Annotated in this window: 20 protein-coding genes; 14 read left to right on the forward strand and 6 right to left on the reverse strand. The window is 68.7% G+C overall.

The features are described from left to right. Positions 1–13: 13 nt before the first annotated feature. On the reverse strand, positions 14–1,702 hold the full coding sequence (locus C5E41_RS35740) for a hypothetical protein (RefSeq protein ID WP_104376558.1): 1,689 nt from the start codon (positions 1,700–1,702) through the stop codon (positions 14–16). A 3-nt stretch (positions 1,703–1,705) separates the two neighbouring features. Beyond that, entirely contained in the window at positions 1,706–2,029 is a 324-nt protein-coding gene (locus tag C5E41_RS15580; protein WP_104376559.1) for a type VII secretion target, read from the reverse strand. Positions 2,030–2,203: 174 nt separating this feature from the next. Between C5E41_RS15580 and C5E41_RS15585 the strand changes: the two genes are divergently transcribed. The 4 genes from C5E41_RS15585 to C5E41_RS15600 all read left to right on the forward strand — a co-directional run bounded on the left by C5E41_RS15585 (position 2,204) and on the right by C5E41_RS15600 (position 7,518). Beyond that, complete coding sequence (locus C5E41_RS15585) at positions 2,204–3,196, forward strand: NAD-dependent epimerase/dehydratase family protein (protein WP_104376560.1); 993 nt, start codon at positions 2,204–2,206, stop codon at positions 3,194–3,196. A 77-nt stretch (positions 3,197–3,273) separates the two neighbouring features. Continuing rightward, positions 3,274–4,317, forward strand: coding sequence for an Rv2578c family radical SAM protein (locus tag C5E41_RS15590; RefSeq protein ID WP_104376561.1), 1,044 nt, complete (start codon positions 3,274–3,276; stop codon positions 4,315–4,317). A gap of 172 nt (positions 4,318–4,489) precedes the next feature. After that, a complete protein-coding gene (locus C5E41_RS15595; RefSeq protein WP_104376562.1) occupies positions 4,490–6,442 on the forward strand; it encodes a 2-oxoacid:acceptor oxidoreductase subunit alpha in 1,953 nt (650 codons plus the stop codon). Beyond that, on the forward strand, positions 6,439–7,518 hold the full coding sequence (locus C5E41_RS15600) for a 2-oxoacid:ferredoxin oxidoreductase subunit beta (protein ID WP_104376563.1): 1,080 nt from the start codon (positions 6,439–6,441) through the stop codon (positions 7,516–7,518). The genes C5E41_RS15595 and C5E41_RS15600 overlap by 4 nt, the downstream gene beginning before the upstream one ends. A gap of 15 nt (positions 7,519–7,533) precedes the next feature. Here C5E41_RS15600 and C5E41_RS15605 read toward each other — a convergent pair whose 3' ends face one another. Beyond that, the gene (locus tag C5E41_RS15605; protein WP_146097570.1) at positions 7,534–8,082 is read right to left on the reverse strand and encodes a hypothetical protein; all 549 of its coding nucleotides are present in this window, start codon (positions 8,080–8,082) and stop codon (positions 7,534–7,536) included. 98 nt (positions 8,083–8,180) lie between these two features. Then, on the reverse strand, positions 8,181–9,080 hold the full coding sequence (gene ypfJ / locus C5E41_RS15610) for a KPN_02809 family neutral zinc metallopeptidase (protein WP_030513956.1): 900 nt from the start codon (positions 9,078–9,080) through the stop codon (positions 8,181–8,183). A gap of 307 nt (positions 9,081–9,387) precedes the next feature. Here ypfJ and aspS point away from each other — a divergent pair, with 307 nt between their 5' ends. Continuing rightward, a complete protein-coding gene (aspS, locus tag C5E41_RS15615; RefSeq protein ID WP_104376661.1) occupies positions 9,388–11,172 on the forward strand; it encodes an aspartate--tRNA ligase in 1,785 nt (594 codons plus the stop codon). A 138-nt stretch (positions 11,173–11,310) separates the two neighbouring features. Next, complete coding sequence (locus C5E41_RS15620) at positions 11,311–12,285, forward strand: DUF389 domain-containing protein (RefSeq protein WP_104376565.1); 975 nt, start codon at positions 11,311–11,313, stop codon at positions 12,283–12,285. Between the two features lie 14 nt (positions 12,286–12,299). On the opposite strand, the gene C5E41_RS15625 is transcribed toward C5E41_RS15620, so the two are convergent. Then, complete coding sequence (locus C5E41_RS15625) at positions 12,300–13,373, reverse strand: hypothetical protein (protein ID WP_104376566.1); 1,074 nt, start codon at positions 13,371–13,373, stop codon at positions 12,300–12,302. A 250-nt stretch (positions 13,374–13,623) separates the two neighbouring features. Between C5E41_RS15625 and C5E41_RS15630 the strand changes: the two genes are divergently transcribed. Further along, complete coding sequence (locus tag C5E41_RS15630) at positions 13,624–14,793, forward strand: phosphotransferase family protein (RefSeq protein WP_104376567.1); 1,170 nt, start codon at positions 13,624–13,626, stop codon at positions 14,791–14,793. Position 14,794: 1 nt separating this feature from the next. Here C5E41_RS15630 and C5E41_RS15635 read toward each other — a convergent pair whose 3' ends face one another. Next, the gene (locus C5E41_RS15635; RefSeq protein WP_104376568.1) at positions 14,795–15,133 is read right to left on the reverse strand and encodes a TauD/TfdA family dioxygenase; all 339 of its coding nucleotides are present in this window, start codon (positions 15,131–15,133) and stop codon (positions 14,795–14,797) included. On the opposite strand from C5E41_RS15635, the gene C5E41_RS33890 reads away from it, so the two are divergent. The 7 genes from C5E41_RS33890 (at position 15,062) to C5E41_RS15670 (ending at position 23,071) form a co-directional block, all read left to right on the forward strand. Then, entirely contained in the window at positions 15,062–15,280 is a 219-nt protein-coding gene (locus tag C5E41_RS33890; protein ID WP_181063270.1) for a hypothetical protein, read from the forward strand. The genes C5E41_RS15635 and C5E41_RS33890 overlap by 72 nt on opposite strands. Before the next feature lie 29 nt (positions 15,281–15,309). After that, positions 15,310–16,653 (forward strand): replication-associated recombination protein A, encoded by a 1,344-nt coding sequence (locus C5E41_RS15645; protein WP_181063262.1) that lies wholly within the window; start codon positions 15,310–15,312, stop codon positions 16,651–16,653. Between the two features lie 63 nt (positions 16,654–16,716). Continuing rightward, positions 16,717–19,383 carry an alanine--tRNA ligase gene (gene alaS, locus C5E41_RS15650; protein ID WP_104376570.1) on the forward strand — a complete coding sequence of 889 codons (2,667 nt, stop codon included), beginning with the start codon at positions 16,717–16,719 and terminating at the stop codon, positions 19,381–19,383. Further along, entirely contained in the window at positions 19,383–19,991 is a 609-nt protein-coding gene (gene ruvX / locus C5E41_RS15655) for a Holliday junction resolvase RuvX (RefSeq protein ID WP_104376571.1), read from the forward strand. Before alaS ends, ruvX begins: the two co-directional genes overlap by 1 nt. After that, the gene (locus tag C5E41_RS15660) at positions 19,984–21,717 is read left to right on the forward strand and encodes an endolytic transglycosylase MltG (protein WP_104376572.1); all 1,734 of its coding nucleotides are present in this window, start codon (positions 19,984–19,986) and stop codon (positions 21,715–21,717) included. The genes ruvX and C5E41_RS15660 overlap by 8 nt, the downstream gene beginning before the upstream one ends. Beyond that, positions 21,707–22,549 (forward strand): shikimate dehydrogenase, encoded by an 843-nt coding sequence (locus C5E41_RS15665; protein ID WP_104376573.1) that lies wholly within the window; start codon positions 21,707–21,709, stop codon positions 22,547–22,549. Before C5E41_RS15660 ends, C5E41_RS15665 begins: the two co-directional genes overlap by 11 nt. A gap of 48 nt (positions 22,550–22,597) precedes the next feature. After that, positions 22,598–23,071, forward strand: coding sequence for a B-4DMT family transporter (locus tag C5E41_RS15670; protein ID WP_258081005.1), 474 nt, complete (start codon positions 22,598–22,600; stop codon positions 23,069–23,071). Positions 23,072–23,082 lie beyond the last annotated feature (11 nt).

The raw sequence follows: 23,082 nt of genomic DNA on the forward strand, positions 1-23,082 counted from the left end.
CGCGCGGCGGCGATCAGAGCTGGTCGTTCTCGTAATCGCTGATGAGCTCGTCGGAATGGGTCTGGCCGATGACCTCGGGCGTGGTCTCTCCCAGCGGGCCGGTGAGGTCGATGTTGCCGGTGAGGCCCTGGTAGTTCTGCACCGTGCGGCCGCGCTCGTCGTCGGAGTTGCGTTGCCCCGCGGCCGGTGTGCCGCCGCCCATGAAACCCGAACCGGGCGTTCCCTGACCGGGCGTACCGGGCATGCCCGGGCCGAACGGCATCCCGGGGATCCCCATCCCGGGGATCCCCGGGCGGGCGCCCGGGACCGAGGAGCCCACGCCCGGTGTGGCCGCCGCGCCGCCGCCGGACGCGGTACCGCCGAGCCCTCCCATGAGACCGCTCAGCCCACCGCCGGCACCACTGCCGCTCATCGAACCCGGGTGTGCGCCGTTACCGCCGAAGGCGCTGGCATGCGTCGAAGCCCCGGGCAGGCCGGAACCGGTCAGGTCACCGAGACCGGCGGCCTGGGTGTCCGCGCCGCCGCCCGACAGCAGGCTCTGGGCCTGCTCCACGATCGGCTGCCCGACGTTCTGCGCGACCGCCTGGGCGGCATTGGCCGCCTGCGGCGCGTACTGGCCGGCGAGCTGGTTGACCACGTTCGCCAATTGGCCGGTGTAGCCGCTCAATTCGCCTCGGGTGGCGTTGACGATAGTGACCGCCTGGCCGAGATATTCGGTGGCCGTGGCGATCAGCGTGGCCTGTCCGGGCGGAGTCAGGGCAACGGGCGCCAGCGCGGTGGCCTGGGTCGCGAACGACTGGGCGACCTGAGTGAGCTGGACGTTGCCGCGCTGCACCACCGCCGCTGCCTCGTCGGTGAGTTTCGAGATGTCGAAGCCGCGCTGGCTGGCATCCTCACCGTGCGCCTGTACCTGTTGGCCCGCCGCCTGGGCACTGCTGGCCGACTGGCCCTGCCAGACCTGCTCGACCGACTTCATCGCGCCCATGCCGATCTGCATGGCGCTCTGGATGACCTGCGAGGACTGGCTGAGCAAGTCGGCCGGATTCAGGGCCCCCATCACACCGGTGCCGAAACTCGACAGCAGATCGAGGAACGGTTTGAACAGCACGTCGATACCCGGCAGCGCGGGAAGGGCCATACCGTTCATCAGCGCGGCCACCGGATCGGCGGGCATGGGCGGCAGGTTCGCAGGCAATGCCGCGGCGACCGCGGCGCCGGCCTGCTGGACCGCACCCGCGGCACCGCCGAGTGCGGCGGGCGCCTGATCCAGCGCGGCCTGGGCGCCGTCGAGCAGGTGCTGCGCGCCGGGCACTGCGCCGAGCGCTCCGGCGGCCTGATGCAGCGCCTCGTGGCCCGCACCGAGCAGTGGCGACGCGGCGTCGCCCAGGACACCGGTATGTGCGTCGCCGGCATCGGGGGTGCCGGAACCTGCGCCGGGCAGGTGGGGCGTGGCGGTCCCGTGGGAACCGTTGTCCTCGAACTCTTTCCGTGCGGTTGTGAAGGCCGGCGCCGATGCGGGCGGTGTATCCGGCGGCAGTTGCGGCAGCGGGATATCGGTGATCGGGCCCTGCTGCGCGGCCGAGGCCAGCGTGGGATCGGGGGTGGACACCGGTGCGGCGGGCGCGATCGGTGAGGTGTCGGCGGCGGGTGCGGCCGGGGCGGCGATGACGCCGGAGTCGGTACCGGAACCGATGGTGTGCACCGATCATCCTCCGATCGCGTTGCCGATGGCGCCCAGGGAGCCGGCGGCGGCTCCGTCGTTGTCGCCGAGGATCGCGACGGTGCCGAATGCGGATTGCCCCAAGTGATTACATTTGGCCGACAGATCGTTGACATCGCTGCAGTGCAGTACCTGCGCGGCGGCGAACATCGCCAGATAGTCGGCGCCGATGAGCCCGAAAACAGGCGTCATCGCGGCTACGTGCGTCGCGGTGTCCATATTGGCCGCTCCCGCTATTTCGGTTCCGATGCTCTGATGTGTCGCCCCGAACGCGGTGATCGCGCTCTGGTCGGCGGTGAGATCGCTCATCGAACTGCCCCCCAATCATCGTGGTCAACTGAGTCGTCAACGTCGAACAAGCCTCGCGACCGGGCGTCGACCGGAGGCTGGGCTGGGCTCAATATAACCGACCCGGCCGACGCGATTCGAGTCCGACAAACTAGAACATGTTGCAAATTAGAACGGGTTCTATATTCTCGTCGCATGAAGGTCGCAGTCACCGGCGCAGCCGGCTTCCTTGGTACGAATCTGCTCCACCAGCTGGTGGAGCGCGGTCACGAGGTGACCGCCATCGACCGGGTTCGGCCCTCCGGCGCCACGGATCCGAGTGTGACCTGGGTCAGCGCCGACGTGCTGGACCCGGCGTCGATGCGTTCGGCGCTGGCCGGCGCGGAGGTGGTCTACCACCTCGTCGCCCTGATCACCCTCGCGCATCGCAACGATCTGGCCTGGCGGGTGAACACCGAGGGTGTGCGGGTGGTGGCCGAAGCGGCACTCGCGGTCGGCGCCCGGCGCATGGTGCACGCGAGTTCGATCCACGCTTTCGATCAGTACAGCTGCGGCGGCCGCATCGACGAGAACGCGCCGCGCTCGGTCGATCCGGCGTTGCCGGTCTACGACCGCTCCAAATTCCAGGGCGAGGTCGAATTGCGTGCGGTCGTCGACCGGGGTCTCGACGCCGTGATCTGCAATCCGACGGGCGTTTACGGCCCTGTCGATCACTCCGACTCCCGGATCAACACGACGCTGTGGGACGCCGCGCGCGGCCGGGTGCCGGTGATGATCGGCGGCGGCTTCGATCTGGTCGACGTGCGTGACGTCGCCACCGGCCTGATTCTCGCCGGGGAACGCGGCCGTACCGGCGAGAATTATCTGCTCTCGGGTGCGATGGTGACGATGCTCGAGGTCACCCGGCTCGCCGCCCGGATCAACGGCAAGCGGGGCCCGCGCTTCGCGATCCCGGCCAAGGTGATATCCGCGGCGCTGCCGGTGCTGGAACCGATCGGCAAGATGCTGGGCAGCGATCGGGTGTCGCGGGCGGCGATGGGTGCGTTGCTGTCGGCTCCCGAGGTCGACGGAACCAGGGCACGGACGGAACTGGGATACCGGCCCCGGCCGACCGAGGAAACCATGCGTGATCTGGTGGCTTTCTACAAGGGCGAGTCCGTGTGCACGGTCGCGAGCAGTATGGCCTGAGGTCGTTCCGAGGACGGCGCCGCGGCGTGCGCGGCGCGGTCCTTGACATAGTTTCGAACGGGTGTTCGACTGGATGGGTGCGATGGCAGAACCAGAACCCGGCAGCCGACGACGGCGCGCTTCCAGGGCTGGAGCGTGCCGGATTCGTCCGCAGCGTGCAGACGCCGGAATTCGAGGGCGTCACTTTTCACGAGGTGCTGTGCAAAAGCGCGCTGAACAAGGTGCCGCAGCGTTCGGCGGTGCCGTTCGAATGGACGATCAATCCGATGCGCGGCTGTTCGCACGCCTGCAGATACTGCTTCGCCCGGCCCACCCACGAATATCTGGACCTGGACGCCGGCCGGGATTTCGACACCCAGATCGTGGTCAAGACGAATGTGGCCGCGGTGCTGCGCCAGGAACTGCGCCGTCGCTCGTGGCGACGCGAGCCGGTCGCGCTGGGCACCAACACCGATCCCTATCAGCGGGCCGAGGGGCGCTACCGCTTGATGCCGGGGATCATCGCCGCGCTCACCGACGCGGGTACGCCGTTCTCGATTCTCACCAAGGGCACGTTGTTGCGGCGGGACCTGCCGCTGCTCGTGCAATCGGCCCAGGTGGTCCCGGTGAGTCTGGCGGTGTCGATCGCGACGGTCGATGAAGAACTGCACCGCGCGGTCGAACCGGGTACGCCCGGCCCGCGGGCGCGGCTGGAACTGGTGCGCGCGCTGGCCGAGGCCGGATTCGACGTGAATGTGATGGTGGCTCCTGTCATTCCGTACCTCACCGACGACGTCGCCCACTTGGACCGGTTGCTCGGCGCGATCGCGGAGTCCGGCGGGGCGCGGGCCACCGTGTTGCCCATGCATCTGCGCGGCAGTACCCGGGGCTGGTTCCTGCAGTGGCTGGCCGAACATCACCCGGCCCTGATGCGGCGGTACCGGCAGTTGTACGGTCGTGGGGCGTACGTCACACCGGAGTATTCTGCGTGGTTACGGCGGCGGGTGGATCCGCTGCTGACCCGGTATCGGCTGGACCGGCACCGGGAACGACCGGCACGGGGCCGGGCCGCGGGCCCCTCCGAGCCGGACGATGACGTACAGGCAATACGGTCCGACCCGCAGCTGGCGTTGTTCGGTTGATCGCTCCGCCGGATACCGGCGGAGCCACCGGCCCCCTGGGGGCCCGGCGGCGGGCGGCCGAAATTCGTTGTACCGCATGCTCGCCGGGTTGTTCGTTCCACGGATTCTCCGGCGCGCCGCGGAGTAACTTGGCGTGTGGTACCTCATCCCTACGAGGAAGTGATGCAGGCGCATGGTGTCGAATCAGGGCGTTGACGGCCCCACCGGCAGCGAAAAATTGGAGAAGGTCGTCATCCGCTTCGCCGGTGATTCCGGCGACGGTATGCAGCTGACCGGAGACCGATTCACCCACGAGGCGGCCGCCTTCGGCAACGACCTCGCCACCCAGCCGAATTTCCCGGCCGAGATCCGAGCACCTCAGGGCACGCTCCCCGGGGTGTCGTCGTTCCAGATCCAGATCGCCGACTACGACATTCTCACCGCGGGTGATCAGCCCGACGTGCTGGTCGCCATGAACCCGGCCGCGCTGAAGGCGAATATCGACGATCTCGCACGGGGCGCGACGGTCATCGTCAATACCGACGAGTTCACCAAACGCACCCTCGCGAAGGTCGGCTACGAGCGAGATCCGCTGACCGACGACAGCCTCGGCGACTTCGTGGTGCACCGGGTGCCGATGACGTCGCTGACACTGGCCGCCACCGAACCGGCCGGAGTCGGCAAGAAGGACGGCCAGCGCGCGAAGAACATGTTCGCCCTGGGGCTGCTGTCGTGGATGTACGGCCGGCCGCTCGGCGGTACCGAGGCCTTCATGCGCGAGAAGTTCGCCGCCACGCCGGAAATCGGCGAGGCGAACGTGCTGGCGTTCCGGGCCGGCTGGAACTACGGGGAAACGACCGAAACCTTCGCCACCACATACGAAGTCGCGCCTGCCGCGCTGCCGCCGGGCACCTACCGGCAGATCACGGGCAATACCGCCCTGGCCTACGGCGTGATCGCGGCCGGGCAGCTGTCCGGACTGCCGGTATTCCTGGGCACCTATCCGATCACGCCAGCCTCCGACATCCTGCACGAACTGAGCAAGCACAAGAACTTCGGCGTCACCACCTTCCAGGCCGAGGACGAAATCGCGGGAATCGGTGCGGCACTGGGTGCTTCGATCGGCGGCGCACTCGGCGTGACCAGCACCTCAGGTCCCGGGCTGGCGCTCAAGAGCGAGACCATCGGGCTGGCGGTGATGACGGAACTGCCGCTGGTGATCATCGATGTCCAGCGCGGCGGGCCCTCGACCGGTCTGCCCACCAAGACCGAACAGGCCGATCTGCTTCAGGCGCTGTACGGGCGCAACGGCGAATCGCCCGTCGCCGTGGTGGCGCCGCGCTCACCGGCGGACTGTTTCGCGGCCGCGGTGGACGCGGCGCGGATCGCGCTCACCTATCGCACTCCGGTCCTGCTGCTGTCCGATGGCGCCATCGCCAACGGATCCGAACCCTGGTCGATTCCGCGGGTGTCCGACCTCGAGCCGATCGACCCGGCATTCGAGCCACCGATGGAAGAGGGTGCCGGGACCGGGTCGCCGTTCCAGCCGTACGCGCGCGACCCCGAAACCCTGGCCAGGCCACTGGCCCGGCCCGGCACCGGCGGCCTTGCCCACCGGATCGGCGGTCTGGAGAAGGCAGACGGCAGTGGCAACATCTCCTACGATCCGGCCAACCACGAATTGATGGTCCGCCTGCGTCAGGCGAAGATCGACGGCATCGCGGTGCCCGACCTCGGGGTCGACGATCCCGACGGCACCGCCGAATTGCTGCTGATCGGCTGGGGCAGCTCCTACGGGCCGATCGGTGAGGCCTGCCGACGGGCGCGCCGCCGCGGCGTACCGGTCGCGCAAGCGCATCTGCGGCACCTCAATCCGCTGCCGGCCAATACCGGCGACGTGTTGCGGCGCTACCGCCGGGTGGTGGCGCCGGAAATGAACGGCGGCCAGCTGGCGCTGCTGCTGCGCGGCAAATACCTGGTCGACGTGCAACCGTGGACGAAGGTGGCCGGGACTGCCTTCTCCGCCCAGGAGCTGGTCGGCGTCATCGACGCGGCACTGGACGGATCCATCGGCGAGCTGGAACAGAACAAGGCCTTCGATGCCCGGGCCCGGGCGTCCTATCGCACGACAGGGGGATACCGATGACCATCGTCGACACCTCACTCATCGGCGCCGATCTCGGCCTGACCGGCGTCTCCGGCGTACCCGGCGCCGACGGGCCGCAGAAGGTCAAGGACTTCACTTCCGATCAGGAGGTGCGCTGGTGCCCGGGGTGCGGTGACTACGTCATTCTCGCGACCGTCCGCGGCTTCCTCGCCGAACTGGGCCTGCGGCGGGAAAACCTGATGTTCGTCTCCGGAATCGGATGTTCCAGCCGATTCCCGTACTACCTGGACGCCTACGGCATCCACTCCATCCACGGTCGCGCCCCGGCCATCGCCACCGGACTAGCGGTGACCAGGCCGGATCTGTCGGTCTGGGTGGTCACCGGCGACGGCGACGCCCTCTCGATCGGCGGCAATCACCTGATCCACGCGCTGCGCCGCAACGTGAACATGACGATCCTGCTGTTCAACAACCGGATCTACGGCCTGACCAAGGGCCAGTACTCACCGACCTCCGAATTGGGCAAGGTGACCAAGTCGACGCCGCTCGGTTCGATCGACCATCCGTTCAACACGTTGTCGGTGGCGCTGGGAGCGGAGGCGAGTTTCGCCGCGCGCGCACTCGACTCCGACCGCGCCGGCCTCACCGAGGTGCTGCGCGCTGCGGCCGAACACCGCGGGACCTCGTTTGTGGAGATCCTGCAGGATTGCCCGATCTTCAACGACGGCTCCTTCGACGCGCTGCGCCGCGACAACGCCGAATCGCACCTGATCCGCTTGCGGCACGGGGAACCGATCCGCTTCGGCGCCGACGGTGAATTCGCGGTGGTGCGCAACGGTTTCGGGCTCGAGGTCGCCGCGACCGCGGAGGTTGCCGAGAGCGAGATCGTGGTGCACGACGCCCACTGCGAACGATCCGAATACGCCTATGCGCTCTCGCGGTTGACCTCCCAAAACCTGACTCACGTCCCGATCGGCATCTTCCGCGACGTCGCCCGCCCCACCTACGACGACGGGGTCCGTGCGCAAACTGCGGTGGCCGTCGAGCGCACACCGGTTGGGCCGCAGTCGCTTCAGGAGCTGTTGAACGGCAGGGAAACCTGGACGGTCGGCTGAGCCGGCCGGGCCGGCTCAGTGGTCGGCGACGAAGGCGTCGACCAATTTCTTGCACAGGTCCGCGAAACGGCTGCGGTCGGCCTTCTGTGCGTCGGTGAGTCCGTCGGTGCCGCCGGGGGAGTACACCACCAGATGCACATCCTGGTCGGGCGTGGCTCCCAGGAAGTCGAGCAGCGTGGATCCGCCGTTGCCGTCCTTGGGCATGCCCAGATCGGCTGCCGCCAGCTTCTTGGCGTCCTCGGCGGCGGCGTGGACGGCGTCGAGGGAGACGTGTCCGTTGCGCTGCTGCGGTGCCTTGTCGGCCGGACGATCCGGATCGGCGGCGTCGGGGCTGTGCACCGCATGCCCATCGGAATAGACGAGCAGGGTCGGGGCCGGGGTCACCCCGGCGTGCTCCCCGCCCGGGATCGTGGTCAGAGCCACCGACAGTCCGGCCGCGGGTTCGTCGGCCACGGCGGTCATCGCGCCGCCGGCCACCGTCAGCGCCGCGGCGCATACCGCCACGGCCGCCCGCACACCCGGCAAACCTCGTCTCGCACGGCCGAATTCCCGCACAGTCGTCACTTCTACCCTCCACCCGTCTCGGTCCCGCCGACCATTGTGAACCGCACCGCTACCGACATCCGAGCGGCCCGCCCGCTCGAAAAGCTCGCCGCCCACGCTCAGCGCAGGGCCGGCGGGTTGTTCAGATCCGCTGCCGAGAAGGTGTCACACGCTGCGACCTGGCCGTTCCGGTAGCCGGTCAGGAACCATTTCTGCCGTTCGGTGGACGAACCGTGCGTCCATCCTTCCGGATTCACCCGCCCGGTGGCGGCCTTCTGGATCCGATCGTCGCCGACCGCCGCCGCGGCGGAGAGCGCGTCTTGGATGTCGTTGTCGGACAACGGCTTCAGCAGCGGCTGGGATCCGCCGGGCGCCGGTGTCTTGTCCGCGTAGCTCGCCCACAGGCCCGCGTAGCAATCGGCCTGCAATTCCAGGCGAACCGATCCCGAGTCGGGGCCTTTGGGATCGCGCTGGGCACGGCCGCTGTCGCCCAGCAGGTTCTGGATGTGGTGCCCGAATTCGTGCGCCACCACGTACTCCTCGGCCAGCGGACCACCCGCCGCGCCGAACTTGTCCCGCAGTTCCTGGAAGAACCCGGTATCGAAATACGCCTTGCGGTCCGCCGGGCAGTAGAAGGGTCCGACCGCGCTGGTCGCATTGCCGCATCGAGTGTTGACCGAGCCGGTGAACAGCGTCACACCGGGCTTCGTGTACTGCACCCGGGTCTGACGCGGCAGCACCCCGCCCCAGACGCCGTCGAGACTCTGCGCGGTCAGCACCACCCGGCACTGCGCATACCGGTTCGCGTCACCGTTGGTTTTGCAGACGGACGTGTCGACACCGCCGGTCTGCGTTCCCGATGTTCCGCTGCCGAGCAGATTGCCCGGATTCACGCCGAACAGCACCGCCAGAATCAGCACGATCAGGCCACCGCCGCCGCCCAGTGCGAGTTTGGGGCCCATTCCGCCTCCGGTGGAGACCCGGTCCGGATCGATATCCATACCTTCGTTGAAGGTCATCGTTGCTGCTCCTGTGGATCGAGTGGGCTGCTCGGCGCTCGGTCAGCCGAAACAACCATTACAGCTTTGCATGAGCGCCCGCGGCTCGAGGGCCGAGCAGCTTTCGTGTCCGCCGAGTGCCCCAACGGCGAATCCCGCGGCGCCACGGCGGATCCGCGGGTGCCCGCCGTCGGGGCCGAGCTGTGCGCGACCCGGCGGGACGTGGGGGAGTCGGATATCGGTTTCCGTCCGCCGAACCCGTCTCACTACCATGGGGGCGCACCAGGTCATCCCGCGCCCGGTGCACCGTGTCGTCGAAAGGATTCCCGTGCTGCGCACCCACTTGGCTGGTTCGCTGCGAAGCGAGCACGCCGGTCTGACCGTCACCCTCACCGGCTGGGTGGCCCGGCGGCGAGACCACGGTGGCGTGATCTTCATCGATTTGCGCGATGCGTCGGGGGTCGCGCAGGTGGTCTTCCGCGAGGGTGAGCCGGCCGAGCAGGCCCACAGGCTGCGCGCGGAGTACTGCGTGCGGGTCACCGGTGTGGTCGAGGCGCGTCCGAACGGCAGTGAGAACCCGAACCTGCCCACCGGTGGGATCGAGGTGAACGTCACCGAACTCGAGGTGCTCAACGAGGCCGCGCCGCTGCCGTTCCAGCTCGACGAGCAGCCCGGCGAGGAGGCGCGCCTGAAGTACCGGTACCTCGATCTGCGCCGCGAGGGCCCCGCGCACGCCATCCGGCTGCGGTCGAAGGTGAACGCCGCGGCCCGCGAGGTGCTGGCCCAGCACGCGTTCGTCGAGGTCGAGACCCCGACGATGACACATTCCACCCCCGAGGGCGCGCGTGACTTCGTAGTGCCCGCCCGCCTGCAGCCCGGCAAGTTCTACGCGCTGCCGCAGAGCCCGCAGCTGTTCAAGCAGTTGCTGATGGTTTCGGGTGTGGAGCGGTACTACCAGATCGCCCGCTGCTACCGTGACGAGGATTTCCGCGCCGACCGCCAGCCCGAATTCACCCAGCTCGACCTGGAGATGAGCTTTGTGACGCAGGAGGATGTGATCCTGCTGGCCGAGGACATCCTGGTCGCGCTGTGGAAGCTGGTCGGCCACCAGATCCCGACCCCCATCCCGCACATGACCTACGCCGAGTCGATGCGCCGCTACGGCACCGACAAGCCCGACCTGCGCTTCGGCATCGAGATCACCGAATGCGCCGAGTACTTCAAGGACACGTCCTTCCGGGTCTTCCAGGCGCCGTATGTGGGCGCGGTGGTGATGCCGGGCGGGGCGAGCCAGCCGCGGCGCCAGCTCGACGCCTGGCAGGAGTGGGCCAAGCAGCGCGGCTCCAAGGGCCTGGCCTACATCCTGGTCGGTGAGGACGGCACCCTCGGCGGCCCGGTCGCCAAGAACCTGTCCGACGCCGAACGCGAGGGGCTGGCCAAACACGTCGGTGCCGCGCCGGGCGACTGCATCTTCTTCGGCGCCGGAGAAGCGAAGTCGAGCCGGGCGCTGCTGGGTGCGGCGCGTGGCGAGATCGCGCGCAAGTGCGGCCTGATCGACGAGGACGCCTGGGCGTTCGTCTGGATCGTGGACGCGCCGATGTTCGAACCCGCCGCCGATGCCACCGCGAGCGGTGATGTGGCCCTCGGGCATTCGGCTTGGACCGCGGTGCACCACGCGTTCACCTCGCCGAAGCCAGAGTCCATCGACACCTTCGATACCGATCCGGGCTCGGCGCTCGCCTACGCCTATGACATCGTCTGCAACGGCAACGAGATCGGCGGCGGCAGTATCCGCATCCACCGCCGCGATGTGCAGGAGCGGGTGTTCAAGGTCATGGGCATCAGCCACGACGAGGCGCAGGAGCAATTTGGATTCCTGTTGGACGCCTTCGCTTTCGGCGCGCCGCCGCACGGTGGTATCGCCTTCGGCTGGGACCGCGTCACCGCGCTGCTGGCCGGAGTGGATTCGATCCGCGAGGTGATCGCGTTCCCGAAGTCCGGCGGCGGTGTGGACCCGCTGACCGACGCGCCGGCCCCGATCACCGCGCAGCAGCGCAAGGAAGCCGGCCTCGACGTGGTGCTCAACGAGCACGGCAAGCCGAAGACCACGTAGGCCTGATCCGCCAACCGCTTCGATCCGAACCCTGAGCGTCGCCGTACTTGTGGGCAGCCGCGGCCGCGCACCCGTTAGTCTGCAGATCGTCCGGCACCACACGGTGCCGGACGATCGTGCCGAGGACAGGGGATTGAGGTGCTGCACCTGCGGGCGGTGTGCCCACCGGAGTCGACCGACGCCGCGGTGACCGCGCTGCGGTCCGAGCCCGGCGCCACGCTCATCACCGTGCAGCGCGGCGCCTCGGTCGAACCGCCCGGCGATCTCGTCCAAGCCGATATCGCACGTGAGTCGGCCAACGATGTGCTGGCCGGTCTGCGCGGGCTGGGCATCGGCGACTACGGCGGCATCATGCTCTCCCCGGTGGAAACGGTGCTGTCGGCGCCAGCCGACCGCGCGGTCGAGGCGGCGCCGGGCGATCCGTCGGATGCGATCGTCTGGGAGGAGCTACTCGCCCAGACTCACGAGGAATCGACGCTCAACCCCACATTCTTGTCGTTCATCACGATCGCGTGCCTGCTCGCCGTCGTCGGTGTGGCCACCGATTCACCGGTGACGGTCGTCGGCGCCATGGTGGTCGGCCCCGAGTTCGGGCCGCTGGCCGCCATCGCGGTAGCGGTGGCGCGCAGGGACTTTCGGCTCGCCCGCCGCTCGATCCTGGCGTTGCTGATCGGCTTCCCGGTGGCGATGGGGATCGCGGCGCTGGCCTCACTGATGTGGGAACAGTTCGGCTGGATCACCGTCGACCGCATCCACGCCATCCGCAATGTGGACTTCATCTACGAGGTGGGGCCGTTCTCGCTGGTGGTGGCCTTGCTCGCGGGTGCGGCGGGGATGATGTCGCTGGTGACCGCGAAATCGGCGGCGCTGGTCGGCGTGTTCATCTCGGTGACGACGATTCCGGCCGCGGGTTTCGCCGCCGTGGCCGCCACCGTGGGCGAATGGCACAAGGCCTTCGAGTCGATCGGCCAGTTGGGCGTGAACATGGTCGGTATCGTGGTGGCGGGCATCCTCGTGCTGGAATTGCGTCCCCATCACGGCCACGCGCTGGGCCCGCCACGTCCGAAGCGGCTGAATATGCTGTCGCGCTGGGGGTTCGGCGACGACCGCTGAGGCCGGGGGGCCGCTCAGGCGATCAGTCCGCCGGTGAGCATCCGGTAGGAGTAGGTGACCGCGATGACGGTGAGCGGTCCCACCACCAGCAGGCCGATGCCGCACAGCGCGGTGGCGACGATCGTCAGCGCGGCGACGGTCAGGGCCAGCAGCAGCGTCGGGACGAAATTCGAGACCACCAGTTGCACACTGGATTTGATCGCGCTGAACGGATCGAGGTCCTGGTCGATGACGTAGTGCAGCGAGAACATGCACAGATAGCCCACGGCGAGTGCCGGCACGATGCACAGCACCGCGCCGACGCAGGCGGCCACGAAGACGAGCAGCGCGGTGATCAGCACGTTGCCGGCGTTGACGAAGCCGAAGAACGACGCGAAATCCGGTGGTGTGCCGTCGGTTTCGTACAGCGCGCCGCGGATCATCGCCGCCTGCAGCAGCCAGACCACGACCGCCGCGAGCAACCCGATCAGCATCACCGGCATCAGCGAGTTCATATGCGTGACGTTCACCACCACCGTCACCATCAAGTAGGCGACGAATCCGACGAGCGTGATCGCGACCCAGGGAATCGGATTGGCGCGGAAGCGATCCCACGCGAAGCTGAGCGCCCGGCCGATATTGAGACCCGGCGCCGCGACGTAACCCGGTCCGCCGGGGTATCCCGGCCGCGCGCCGTAACCGGGCGCGCCCTGCGGCGGCATGCCGGTATCCGGTGCGCCCCAGGTCGGATCGGTCGGCGGCGAGTAGGCACCCGGCGGGACGCTGCCGGGCGGGCCGTAGGTGGGGCCGGGCTGCCCCTGCGCTCCGGGCGGCGGCGCCACCGGAGGTACCCCGCCCGGGGCGACCGGCGGCGGCTCGCCCGGCGCGCCGCCGTACTGTGGGGCGCCGTACTGCGGTGCCCCGGTGCCCTCGAACTGCGGATATCCCGTTGCTCCGGCCATTTCGGGCCGACCCGGCGTTGCGGGATGTTCGCCTGTTCCGGCGCCGGGTCGTGCGGGACCGGTGGGATGCTGCCCAGGCCGGCTCTCCGGTCGCCGTTCACCGCCTTCGTCGGTGTCGCGGGGTGCGGACTGCGGGGAGTCGGTCATCGTCGGACCTTTCGAATCACCTGGGTTCTGGTGCGGCACACTGCAGTTGAGATTCCGACACAACCGGACACGGCCGGGCGTGTCAAGCGACGGGTCACGGTATCCGGCCGGATACCGTGACCCGGCCGACGATGAGCGTAATGAGCATCTCGGTCCGGTCGCAGCCGCTCGGCGGGGACACGCCGACGACGCGCGAAAGGTTGCCGAACCGCTCGCTGAAAGTGACCTGGAGCGAGTAACTTGGTTGGCGATGACCGCACTATTGGCCGAACGCGCCGCCGAAGTCGTGTCCGCGGCACAACAGTTGCTCACGAAGCGCATGGGTGCTGCGGTGAAGCTGAGCGATCCGATCGAACTCGGCGGCAGTGGCAGGACGACGGTGCTGCGCGTACGCGTGGCGGAGAACTCGTTCTCACTTCCCCGTACCCTGATCGTCAAGCAGGTCCGTGGCGCCGCGCAGGAGCGCCGGATCGGCGGTTTGGCGCCCGGGGTCGCGAGTATCGATTCGGCGTTTCTGCGTGAGGCGGTGTCCTATCAGTTCACCACCGCGCTCAGCAGCGAGCACCGTCCCGGCGCCTACCTGCTGGCGCACAGCCTGCCGGATCGGCTGCTGATCCTCAGCGATTTGGGCGAGAACATGTCGCTCACCTCGGTGCTGCAAACCGGCGCCGAACCCGCTACCCGCAACGCCCAGATGGCGTTCGCGCAGGCACTGGGCCGCATGCACGCCGCAACGGTCGGCCGGGAGGCCGATTTCGTGGCGCTGCTGCGGCGGGTGGAGGTGGTGCACCGGGTCGACGGCATCGCCCAGCAGGCCGAGGCCGCGATCGGTGAGGTACCCGGAATGCTGGCCCGCGAGGTCGGCATCGAGGTGCCGGGCGAGATCGCGGAACGCATCGTGCGCGGCAATCGCCTCTTCTCCGCGGGCCGCTTCCGCGCGTTCAGCCCCTCCGACCTGTGCCCCGACAATGTGATCCTCAATGACGAGGGCGCTCGGTTCCTCGACTACGAATGGGGCGGTTTCCGCGACGCCACGCTCGACATCGCCTACGCGCTGGTGTCGTTTCCCGGCTGCCTCTGCGACTTCGAACTCTCCCGCGAGCGGGCGCATCAGATGGTCGAGGCCTGGCGCTCGGAGGTCGTGGGCGTGTGGCCGGCCCTCGCCGACGACGATCTGCTCGCCGAACGCATCCTCGAGGCCCGGCTCATCTGGGTCTGGCTGACGACGTTCTGGTTCCTGCCCGCCGACCACACCCGCATCGCCGCGGCACGCGAACACGGACTGTCGGTGCCGCGCTCGGCCGCGCTGATCAATCGCTGGGCGGCCCTCGCGGAGGACGCGCGCTGCACCGGCGACGACACGCTCGGCGACTTCGCCGAGCATGTCTCCGCCACTCTCGAGGAACTCTGGGCGGAGTGAGTCAGCGGGCCGGGCGCGGTCCGACGATCGAGGCTCGTTCCATGATCCGGGTCTGCGGCCAATAGCCGCTGGCGGCATAGTGTTGCTCGGCCCGGTTGTCCCAGAAGGCGACGGTGTCGGGTTCCCAGTGCGGCCTTACCTGGTGTTCGGGGTAGTCGGCCTGGCGGTAGATCCGGTCCAGCAAATCCCGGCTCGCCTCGTGCGTGCACGCCACTGGGTGGCCGACCGGCGGATGCTGTGCTCGCATCGCCTTCTGCAGTTCCCGGTGATGGCCATGCTCATCGAGAATCTCCGGACGCAGATGGACAGCGACCGCGCTGCCGGACTGGCGGCGACACATCCGGCCGCGTTCGCCATGGGCTGGCAACTGCTCGAGCCGTTCCTGCGCAGCGCCGCGGGCCTGCGCGAGCTGACCGACGCCGAACTGCGCGCGTCGATCGAGGCGCAGGCCGCGCGGATTCTGCGTCCCGACCCCACCTCGCCCTGAATGTCGGTGCTCATCGGTACCGTCGAGACGTGAGCGAAGGGTTGTTCGAGGCGCCGGAAGTGGAGGAGTCGTCCGGCCTATCCAGCGCGCTACCGCCGGCGGGCCGGATGTCGCCGCTGGCGGTGCGCATGCGGCCGGCGAGCCTGGACGAAGTGGTCGGCCAGCAGCATCTGCTCGGGCCCGGATCACCGCTGCGCCGGCTGATCGAAGGATCGGGCGCGGCGTCGGTGCTGCTCTACGGCCCGCCCGGGACGGGCAAGACGACGCTTGCCGCCCTCATCTCGACCGCCACCGGCCGTCGCTTCGAAGCGCTCTCGGCGTTGTCGGCGGGAGTGAAGGAAGTGCGGGCGGTCATCGAGCTGGCGCGGCGACGGCTGCTCGCGGGGGAGCAGACCGTGCTGTTCATCGACGAGGTGCACCGGTTCTCGAAAACCCAGCAGGACGCCCTGCTGGCCGCGGTGGAGAACCGGGTGGTGCTGCTGGTCGGTGCGACGACGGAGAACCCGTCCTTCTCGGTGGTGTCGCCGCTGCTGTCGCGTTCTCTGGTGCTGCAGTTGAAGTCGTTGTCGGACAACGATATTCGCACCGTGCTGCGTCGCGCGATCGATGACGAGCGAGGCTTGGGCGGGCAGTACACTGTCACCGAGGCGGCACTCGACCACATCGTCCGCATCGCCGGCGGCGACGCGCGCCGATCGCTCACCGCCCTGGAGGCCTCGGCGGAATCGTCGCTCGACGGCACGGTGGACGTGGATCTGGTGGAAGCCAGTGTCGACGAAGCCGCGGTGCGCTACGACCGCGCCGGCGACCAGCATTACGACGTGATCAGCGCGTTCATCAAATCGCTGCGCGGGTCGGATGTCGACGCGGCGCTGCACTACCTGGCCCGGATGATCAGCGCGGGCGAGGACCCGCGCTTCATCGCGCGGCGATTGATGATCCAGGCGTCCGAGGACGTCGGCATGGCCGATCCCACCGCCCTGCAGACCGCGGTCGCCGCCGCGCAGGTGGTCCAGCTGGTCGGTATGCCGGAGGCGCAGCTGGCGCTGGCGCACGCCACCATCCACGTCGCCACCGCCCCCAAATCGGGTGCGGTGGCGGCGGCCATCGGCGCGGCCATGTCCGATATCGCGGCGGGCAAGGCCGGCGCGGTGCCGCCCCACCTGCGCGACGGGCATTACGCGGGCGCGGCGAAACTCGGCAACGCGCAGGGCTACAAATACCCGCACGACCACCCGGACGGGATCCTCGCGCAGCAGTACCCGCCCGACGAACTGGTCGGTGCCGATTACTACACCGCGACCGATCACGGCTACGAGCGCGAGATCGGGCCGCGGGTCACCAAGTTGCGCCGCATTGTGCGAGGTCGCTGAGCCGCGGGCGCGCCGCACGACCGCTGAAAACCGGCTGGACCGCGCCCGGTAGGCTGGATATTCGTGCAGACCCACGAGATCCGACGGCGTTTCCTGGACCACTTCGTCCGTGCCGGCCACACCGAGGTACCGAGTGCCTCGCTGATCCTGCCGGACCCGAACCTGCTGTTCGTCAATGCGGGCATGGTGCAGTTCAAGCCGTATTTCCTGGGCCAGGAGGCGCCGCCGTTCTCGCGCGCGACCAGCGTGCAGAAGTGCGTGCGCACCGGCGATATCGAAGAGGTGGGCGTCACCACCCGCCACAACACGTTCTTCCAGATGGCGGGCAACTTCTCCTTCGGTGACTACTTCAAGGAAGGCGCGATCACCTTCGCCTGGGAGCTGATCAGCAAATCCCAGGAGGACGGCGGATTCGGCTTCGACCCGGAGCGCATCTGGGTCACCGCCTACGAGAGTGACCCCGAGGCCGCCGAGATTTGGCATCGCGTCGCCGGAATTCCGACCGAGCGTATCCAGTTCCGCGACGGCAAGGACAACTACTGGGACATGGGCGTGCCCGGTCCCGGTGGGCCCTGCTCGGAGATCTACTACGACCGCGGACCGGAATACGGCGCCGAGGGCGGTCCGGTCGCCGACGAGGATCGCTACCTCGAGATCTGGAATCTCGTGTTCATGCAGGACATCCGCGGCGAGCAGAGCCCCAAGCAGGGGTATCCGCCGGTCGGATCGCTGCCGAAGAAGAACATCGATACCGGGATGGGCGTCGAACGCGTGGCGATGCTGCTGCAGGGCGTGGACAACGTCTACGAAACCGATCTGCTGCGCCCCATCATCTCCAAGGCCGAGGAGCTGACCGGGAAGAGCTACGGCGTCGAACACGCCGACGACGTGCGCTTCCGGGTCATCGCCGACCACGCCCGCACCTCGGCGATGCTGATCGCCGACGGCGTCAATCCCGGCAACGACGGCCGCGGCTATGTGCTGCGCCGGCTGCTGCGCCGGATCGTGCGCTCGGCCCGGCTGCTGGGCGCCGAGAAGCCGGTGATCGGCGAATTCATGAAGGTCGTCAGCGATCTCATGTCGCCCTCGTACCCGGAACTGGCCACCGATTTCACCCGCATCGAGACCGTCGCCGTCGGTGAGGAGACCGCCTTCCTCAAGACGCTGAGTACCGGGTCGAAGCTGTTCGACGACGCGGTCGCCGAGGTGAAGGCCACCGGTGGGCGCACGATCGCGGGCAGTGAGGCGTTCACCCTGCACGACACCTACGGTTTCCCGATCGATCTGACCCTGGAGATGGCCGCCGAGGCCGGGCTCGAGGTCGACGAGTCGGGCTTCCGCGCGCTCATGGCCGAGCAGCGGCAGCGAGCCAAGGACGATGCGCAGGCGCGCAAGCACGCGCACGCCGATCTCTCGATCTACAAAGAGCTGGTCGACCGAGGCGCCACCGAATTCACCGGCTTCGACGAACTCGCGACCGAGGCACGGGTTCTCGCCCTCATCGCCGATGGTGTCCGGGTCCCCACCGCGACCGCCGGGCAGGATGTCGAGGTCATCCTCGATCGCAGTCCCCTCTATGCCGAATCCGGTGGCCAGATCGCCGACCGCGGCACCCTCACAGCGTCGGGTACGGAGTTGCGCGTCAACGACGTGCAGAAGATCGCCAAGAAGCTGTGGGTGCACAAGACCACCGTCGAACGCGGTCAGATCACCGAGGGCGATGCCGTCCTCGCCCAGGTCGATCCGGCCTGGCGGCGCGGCGCCACCCAGGGGCACTCCGGCACGCATATGGTGCATGCGGCGCTGCGGCAGGTGCTGGGCCCCAACGCGGTTCAGGCCGGTTCGCTGAACAAGCCCGGATATCTGCGCTTCGATTTCAACTGGCAGGGCCAGCTCTCCGAGTCGCAGAAGGCCGATATCGAGGCCGTGTCCAACGATGCGGTGGGCTCGGACTTCCCGGTGAACACCTTCGTCACCGATCTGCCCAAGGCCAAGGCGATGGGCGCGCTGGCGCTGTTCGGCGAGAACTACGGGTCCGAGGTGCGCGTCGTCGAGATCGGTGGGCCGTTCTCGATGGAACTGTGCGGCGGTACCCACGTCGAACACTCGTCGCAGATCGGGCCGATCACGCTGCTCGGTGAATCGTCGGTCGGTTCCGGCGTGCGCCGCGTGGAGGCCTTCGTCGGGCTGGATTCCTACAAGTACCTGGCCAAGGAGCGAGCCTTGCTGGCCGGTGTGGCCGCCTCGCTGAAGGTGCCCTCCGAGGATGTGCCGGCCCGGGTCGAGCAACTGGTGGAGCGGTTGAAGGTCGCCGAGAAGGAACTCGAGCGCACCAAGGCCGCGGCCGTGCTCTCGCAGGCGGGCACCTACGTCGAGCAGGCGCAGCGGGTCGGCAAGGTGCTGCTGGTCGCGGCCGCTGCCCCCAAGGGCGTCGGCGCGGGCGATCTGCGGACCCTGGCCACCGATATCCGCGGCCGGTTCGGAAGCGAGCCGGCGGTGGTCGTTCTGCTCGGCAACGCCGACGGCAAGGTGCCGTTCGTGGTCGCGGTGAACAAGCCCGCCCAGGAGCTCGGCGTCAAGGCCGGTGAGCTGGTCGGCAGTTTCGGCCCGAGTATCGCGGGCCGCGGCGGCGGTAAGCCGGAGATGGCGCAGGGCGCCGGCTCCGATCCGTCCGGTATCGAGGCCGGCCTGGCCGGCGTGCGCGCACGGGTGGCCGAGATCGCCGCCTGATGGACCATTCCGAGAATTCGGAGCCTTCGGAACCGGAGCCGTCCCGATCGGGGGCGGCTTCGGAAGCCGGGGCCGCCCGGCCGGACGACATCCCGGCCGAACGCCCCGACGCGCGGACCGATCCCGGCCGCGGCCGGCGGATCGGCATCGACGTGGGGACCGTGCGCATCGGAGTCGCCGCGAGTGACCCAGACGGGATTCTGGCGACCCCGGTGGAGACGGTAGCGACCGTCAAGGGCGGAAAACGCGGTCCGGCAGCCGATTTGCTCCGGGTAGCCGAGATTGTGCGGGAATACGAGGCAGTCGAGGTAATCGTCGGTCTACCACGCACATTGCGTGGGGACAGCGGCTCGTCAGCGCGGCTGGCCGCCCGGTTCGCGCGACGTTTGCGGGACGTGATTCCTGGTGTGCCGATACGACTTTCCGACGAACGTTTGACTACGGTGTCAGCTGCACGTGCATTGCGGGACAGTGGAGTTCGCGCGCGCGGCCGGCGGCAGGTGATCGACCAGGCGGCTGCCGTGTCGATCCTGCAAGGGTGGTTGGACGAACGGAGTGCGGTGTTGAACTCGGCCGGTGCAGACGAGGCCAGGTGGTCGGATGAGTGACCGCTGGTCCCGGGCCGGAGAACGCTCGCGCCGGCGCGCCGACGAGCAGCAGCGGCGCTACCGGCGTGGCGGTGCGCATCGCAGCGCCACCGACGAGTGGGACGACTACGAGGACGACGACACCGCCGTCATCCCGCGCTACGTCGACGAGGACGAGCCGGTCGCGCACTACGCCGACACCGCCGATGGGTACGACGCTCGCTACGACCACGAGCTCGCCGACGCCGGATACGACGCGGATCCCGACTACGCCGACCCGGAGTACGCCGACGACTACACCGAACCGGGGTACGAGCGGACCGGTGGCAGCGGCCATCGGTATCGCCGCGACGAGTACGACTCCGAAACCGATATCGAACCGATCGCCGACGACGAGCCGGAACCTGTGCCCGCGGCCGCCAGGCGCGGCGCCCGGGCGAGCGCGGCGTCGCTGCGGGAGGCGCAGCGGGGGACCCGGCGCGGTTCCGGCGGCAAGTCCGCGGGTAGAGCGCAGGCTCGCGCCACGGGACGACCGGCCCGGGCGGGCTCGTCCGGTGGGCGCAGCCGCCGCACCCGCGTTGCCTCCCGCAAGGCGGCCGAGCGGCAGCGTCGCCGCCGGAATCTGCTAGTCCTGGGGTGCGTGTTCGTCGTCCTGTTCGTGGTGGCCGGTGGTTACGCCGGATACAAATTCATCCGCTCCATGGGCGGACCCGAGGATTTCGACGGTCCGCCCGGCCCGCTGGCCGTGGTCCAGGTGCACACCGGTGACACCGCCGAACAGATCGCGCAGACCATGGTCGAGAAGGGTGTCGTCCGTAGCAGCGGGGCCTTTTACCAAGCGGCCGTGCGCAATTCGGGCATCACCTCGGTGCAGCCGGGCTATTACGCGGTGCCGACGCACAGCAAGGGCGCCGACGCGGTCGCGGCCCTGCTGAAGAAGACCTCCCGGGTGGGCAACGTGGTGGTCTCCGAAGGACGGCGGCTGCACGACTCCACGGATGTCAACACCGGCGCCCGCAACGAGGGCATCTACCGCAAGATCGCCGACGCCAGTTGCGTCGGAACCGGTGCGGACAAGAAATGCGTCACCTACGAACAACTCGATGCCGCCGGGGCCACTGCCGACGCGACCGCGCTGGGCGTTCCGGCCTGGGCCGTCGACGCGGTGCGCAAGGTCCCCGATCGCACCCGCCAGCTGGAAGGGATGATCGCCGCGGGCACCTGGGATTTCGATCCTTCCGGCACGCCCGAGCAGATTCTGGCGCAGTTGGTGAGCGAGAGTGCCGCCGGCTACGAGACGACCGGACTGCTGCAGTCCGGGGCGACCAACAAACTGAATCCCTACCAGACGCTGATCGCGGCCTCACTGGTCGAACGGGAAGCGCTGCCGCAGGACATGTCGAAGGTGGCCCGGGTGATCGTGAATCGGCTCGCGGTCGATCAGCCGCTGCAACTCGATTCCACGGTCAACTACACCCTCGACCGCACCGAGGTCGCCACCACGGATACCGACCGGGCCCGCAAGACTCCGTGGAACACCTACGCCATGCCGGGGCTGCCGGCCACGCCGATCTCCTCACCGTCGCTGGATGCCATGCGCGCGGTGGAGAATCCGGCGCCGGGACCGTGGTTGTACTTCGTCACCGTCGACAAGCAGGGCACCACCCTGTTCACCGAGAGCTACAGCGAACATCTGCGCAATATCCAACGCGCCCAGCAGAGCGGAATTCTCGACAGTGGTCGATAACGGAGCGGGATCGCCGGAATCGGGACGCAGGGCCGCGGTACTGGGCAGCCCGATCGCGCATTCGCGCTCCCCGCAATTGCATCTGGCCGCCTATCGTGCGCTGGGGCTGGACTGGACCTACGAACGCATCGAATGCACCGGCGAGCAACTGCCCGCCCTCGTCGACAGCTTGGATTCGTCCTGGGTCGGGCTGTCGGTGACGATGCCCGGCAAGGTCGCGGCCCTCGACTACGCCGGTGAGCGGACCGAGCGCGCCGTTCTGGTCGGTTCCGCCAACACCTTGGTGCGGACCGCGAGCGGGTGGCGAGCCGATTGCACCGACGTGGACGGCGTGCGCGGCGCGCTGCAGGACGGCGGCGTGGAAGCGGTGCGCCGATCGGTCGTACTCGGTGCGGGCGGTACCGCGCGACCGGCACTGCTGGCGCTGTCCGAACTCGGCGCCGAGGCGGTCACCGTGGTCGCCCGCGACGCCGAGCGGGCCGAGTCGACCCTCGCCCTGGCCCGCCGGCTCGGGATGGCGACCGAATTCGCCGGCTTCGACGCCGATCGGGTGCGCGCGGCATGTGCCCGCGCCGACGCGGTGGTCAGTTCGGTACCGGCCGCCGGTGCGGCGGTGGTGGCCGACGCGGTCGCTGCGGCGCCGGTGGTGCTGGACGCGATCTACGACCCGTGGCCGACCCCGCTGGCGAGGGCCGTGCGCCGCGCGGGACATACCGTCATCAGCGGATTGCAGATGCTGCTGAATCAGGCCTACGGCCAGGTCGAGCAGTTCACCGGCCGGCCCGCGCCACGGGCCGCGATGGCGGCGGCTCTGGATCTCCGTGACGTCTAGAACCAGTTCCAATTCGGTGGCGTCACAACGCAGGCTAAGGTGATCGACATGAATTCGTGGGTGTTGCGCGCCATAGTCCTCGGTGCGCTGACCGTCGTACTGCGAACCCTGCTGGGTTTCGGCATGATCTACTGGCCGACCAACGGCTCGTGGATGCGCATCCTGTGCTTGATCGTGCTGGTCGTCGCGGGTGTCGCCTGGGGGCTGATCGACGGTCGCAGCGATCGGCGGGCCAATCCCGATCCGGAGCGCGGCGGTGCCGACCTCACCATGCGCTGGCTGAAGGCCGGTGTGGTCGGTGGTGTGGGCGGCGGGCTGGTGGCGTGGCTGCTGGATTTCGTACCGAAGTTCGCTCTCGGCGACAACGGTCTGCTGTTCGAACTGACCGCCGGTGCCTCGTTCATCGTGCTGATGATCTTCATTCCGGCGATGGTCGGCGTGGCGATCGGCCGTTTCCTGGTGGGGCGTGATCAGCGCAGGAGCGAATCCTCGGTACCCCCGGCGGCGGCCTCCCCGGCCTGATCGCCGAATGA

The organism is Nocardia nova (assembly GCF_002933465.1).
Classification (GTDB): Bacteria; Actinomycetota; Actinomycetes; order Mycobacteriales; family Mycobacteriaceae; genus Nocardia; species Nocardia nova_B.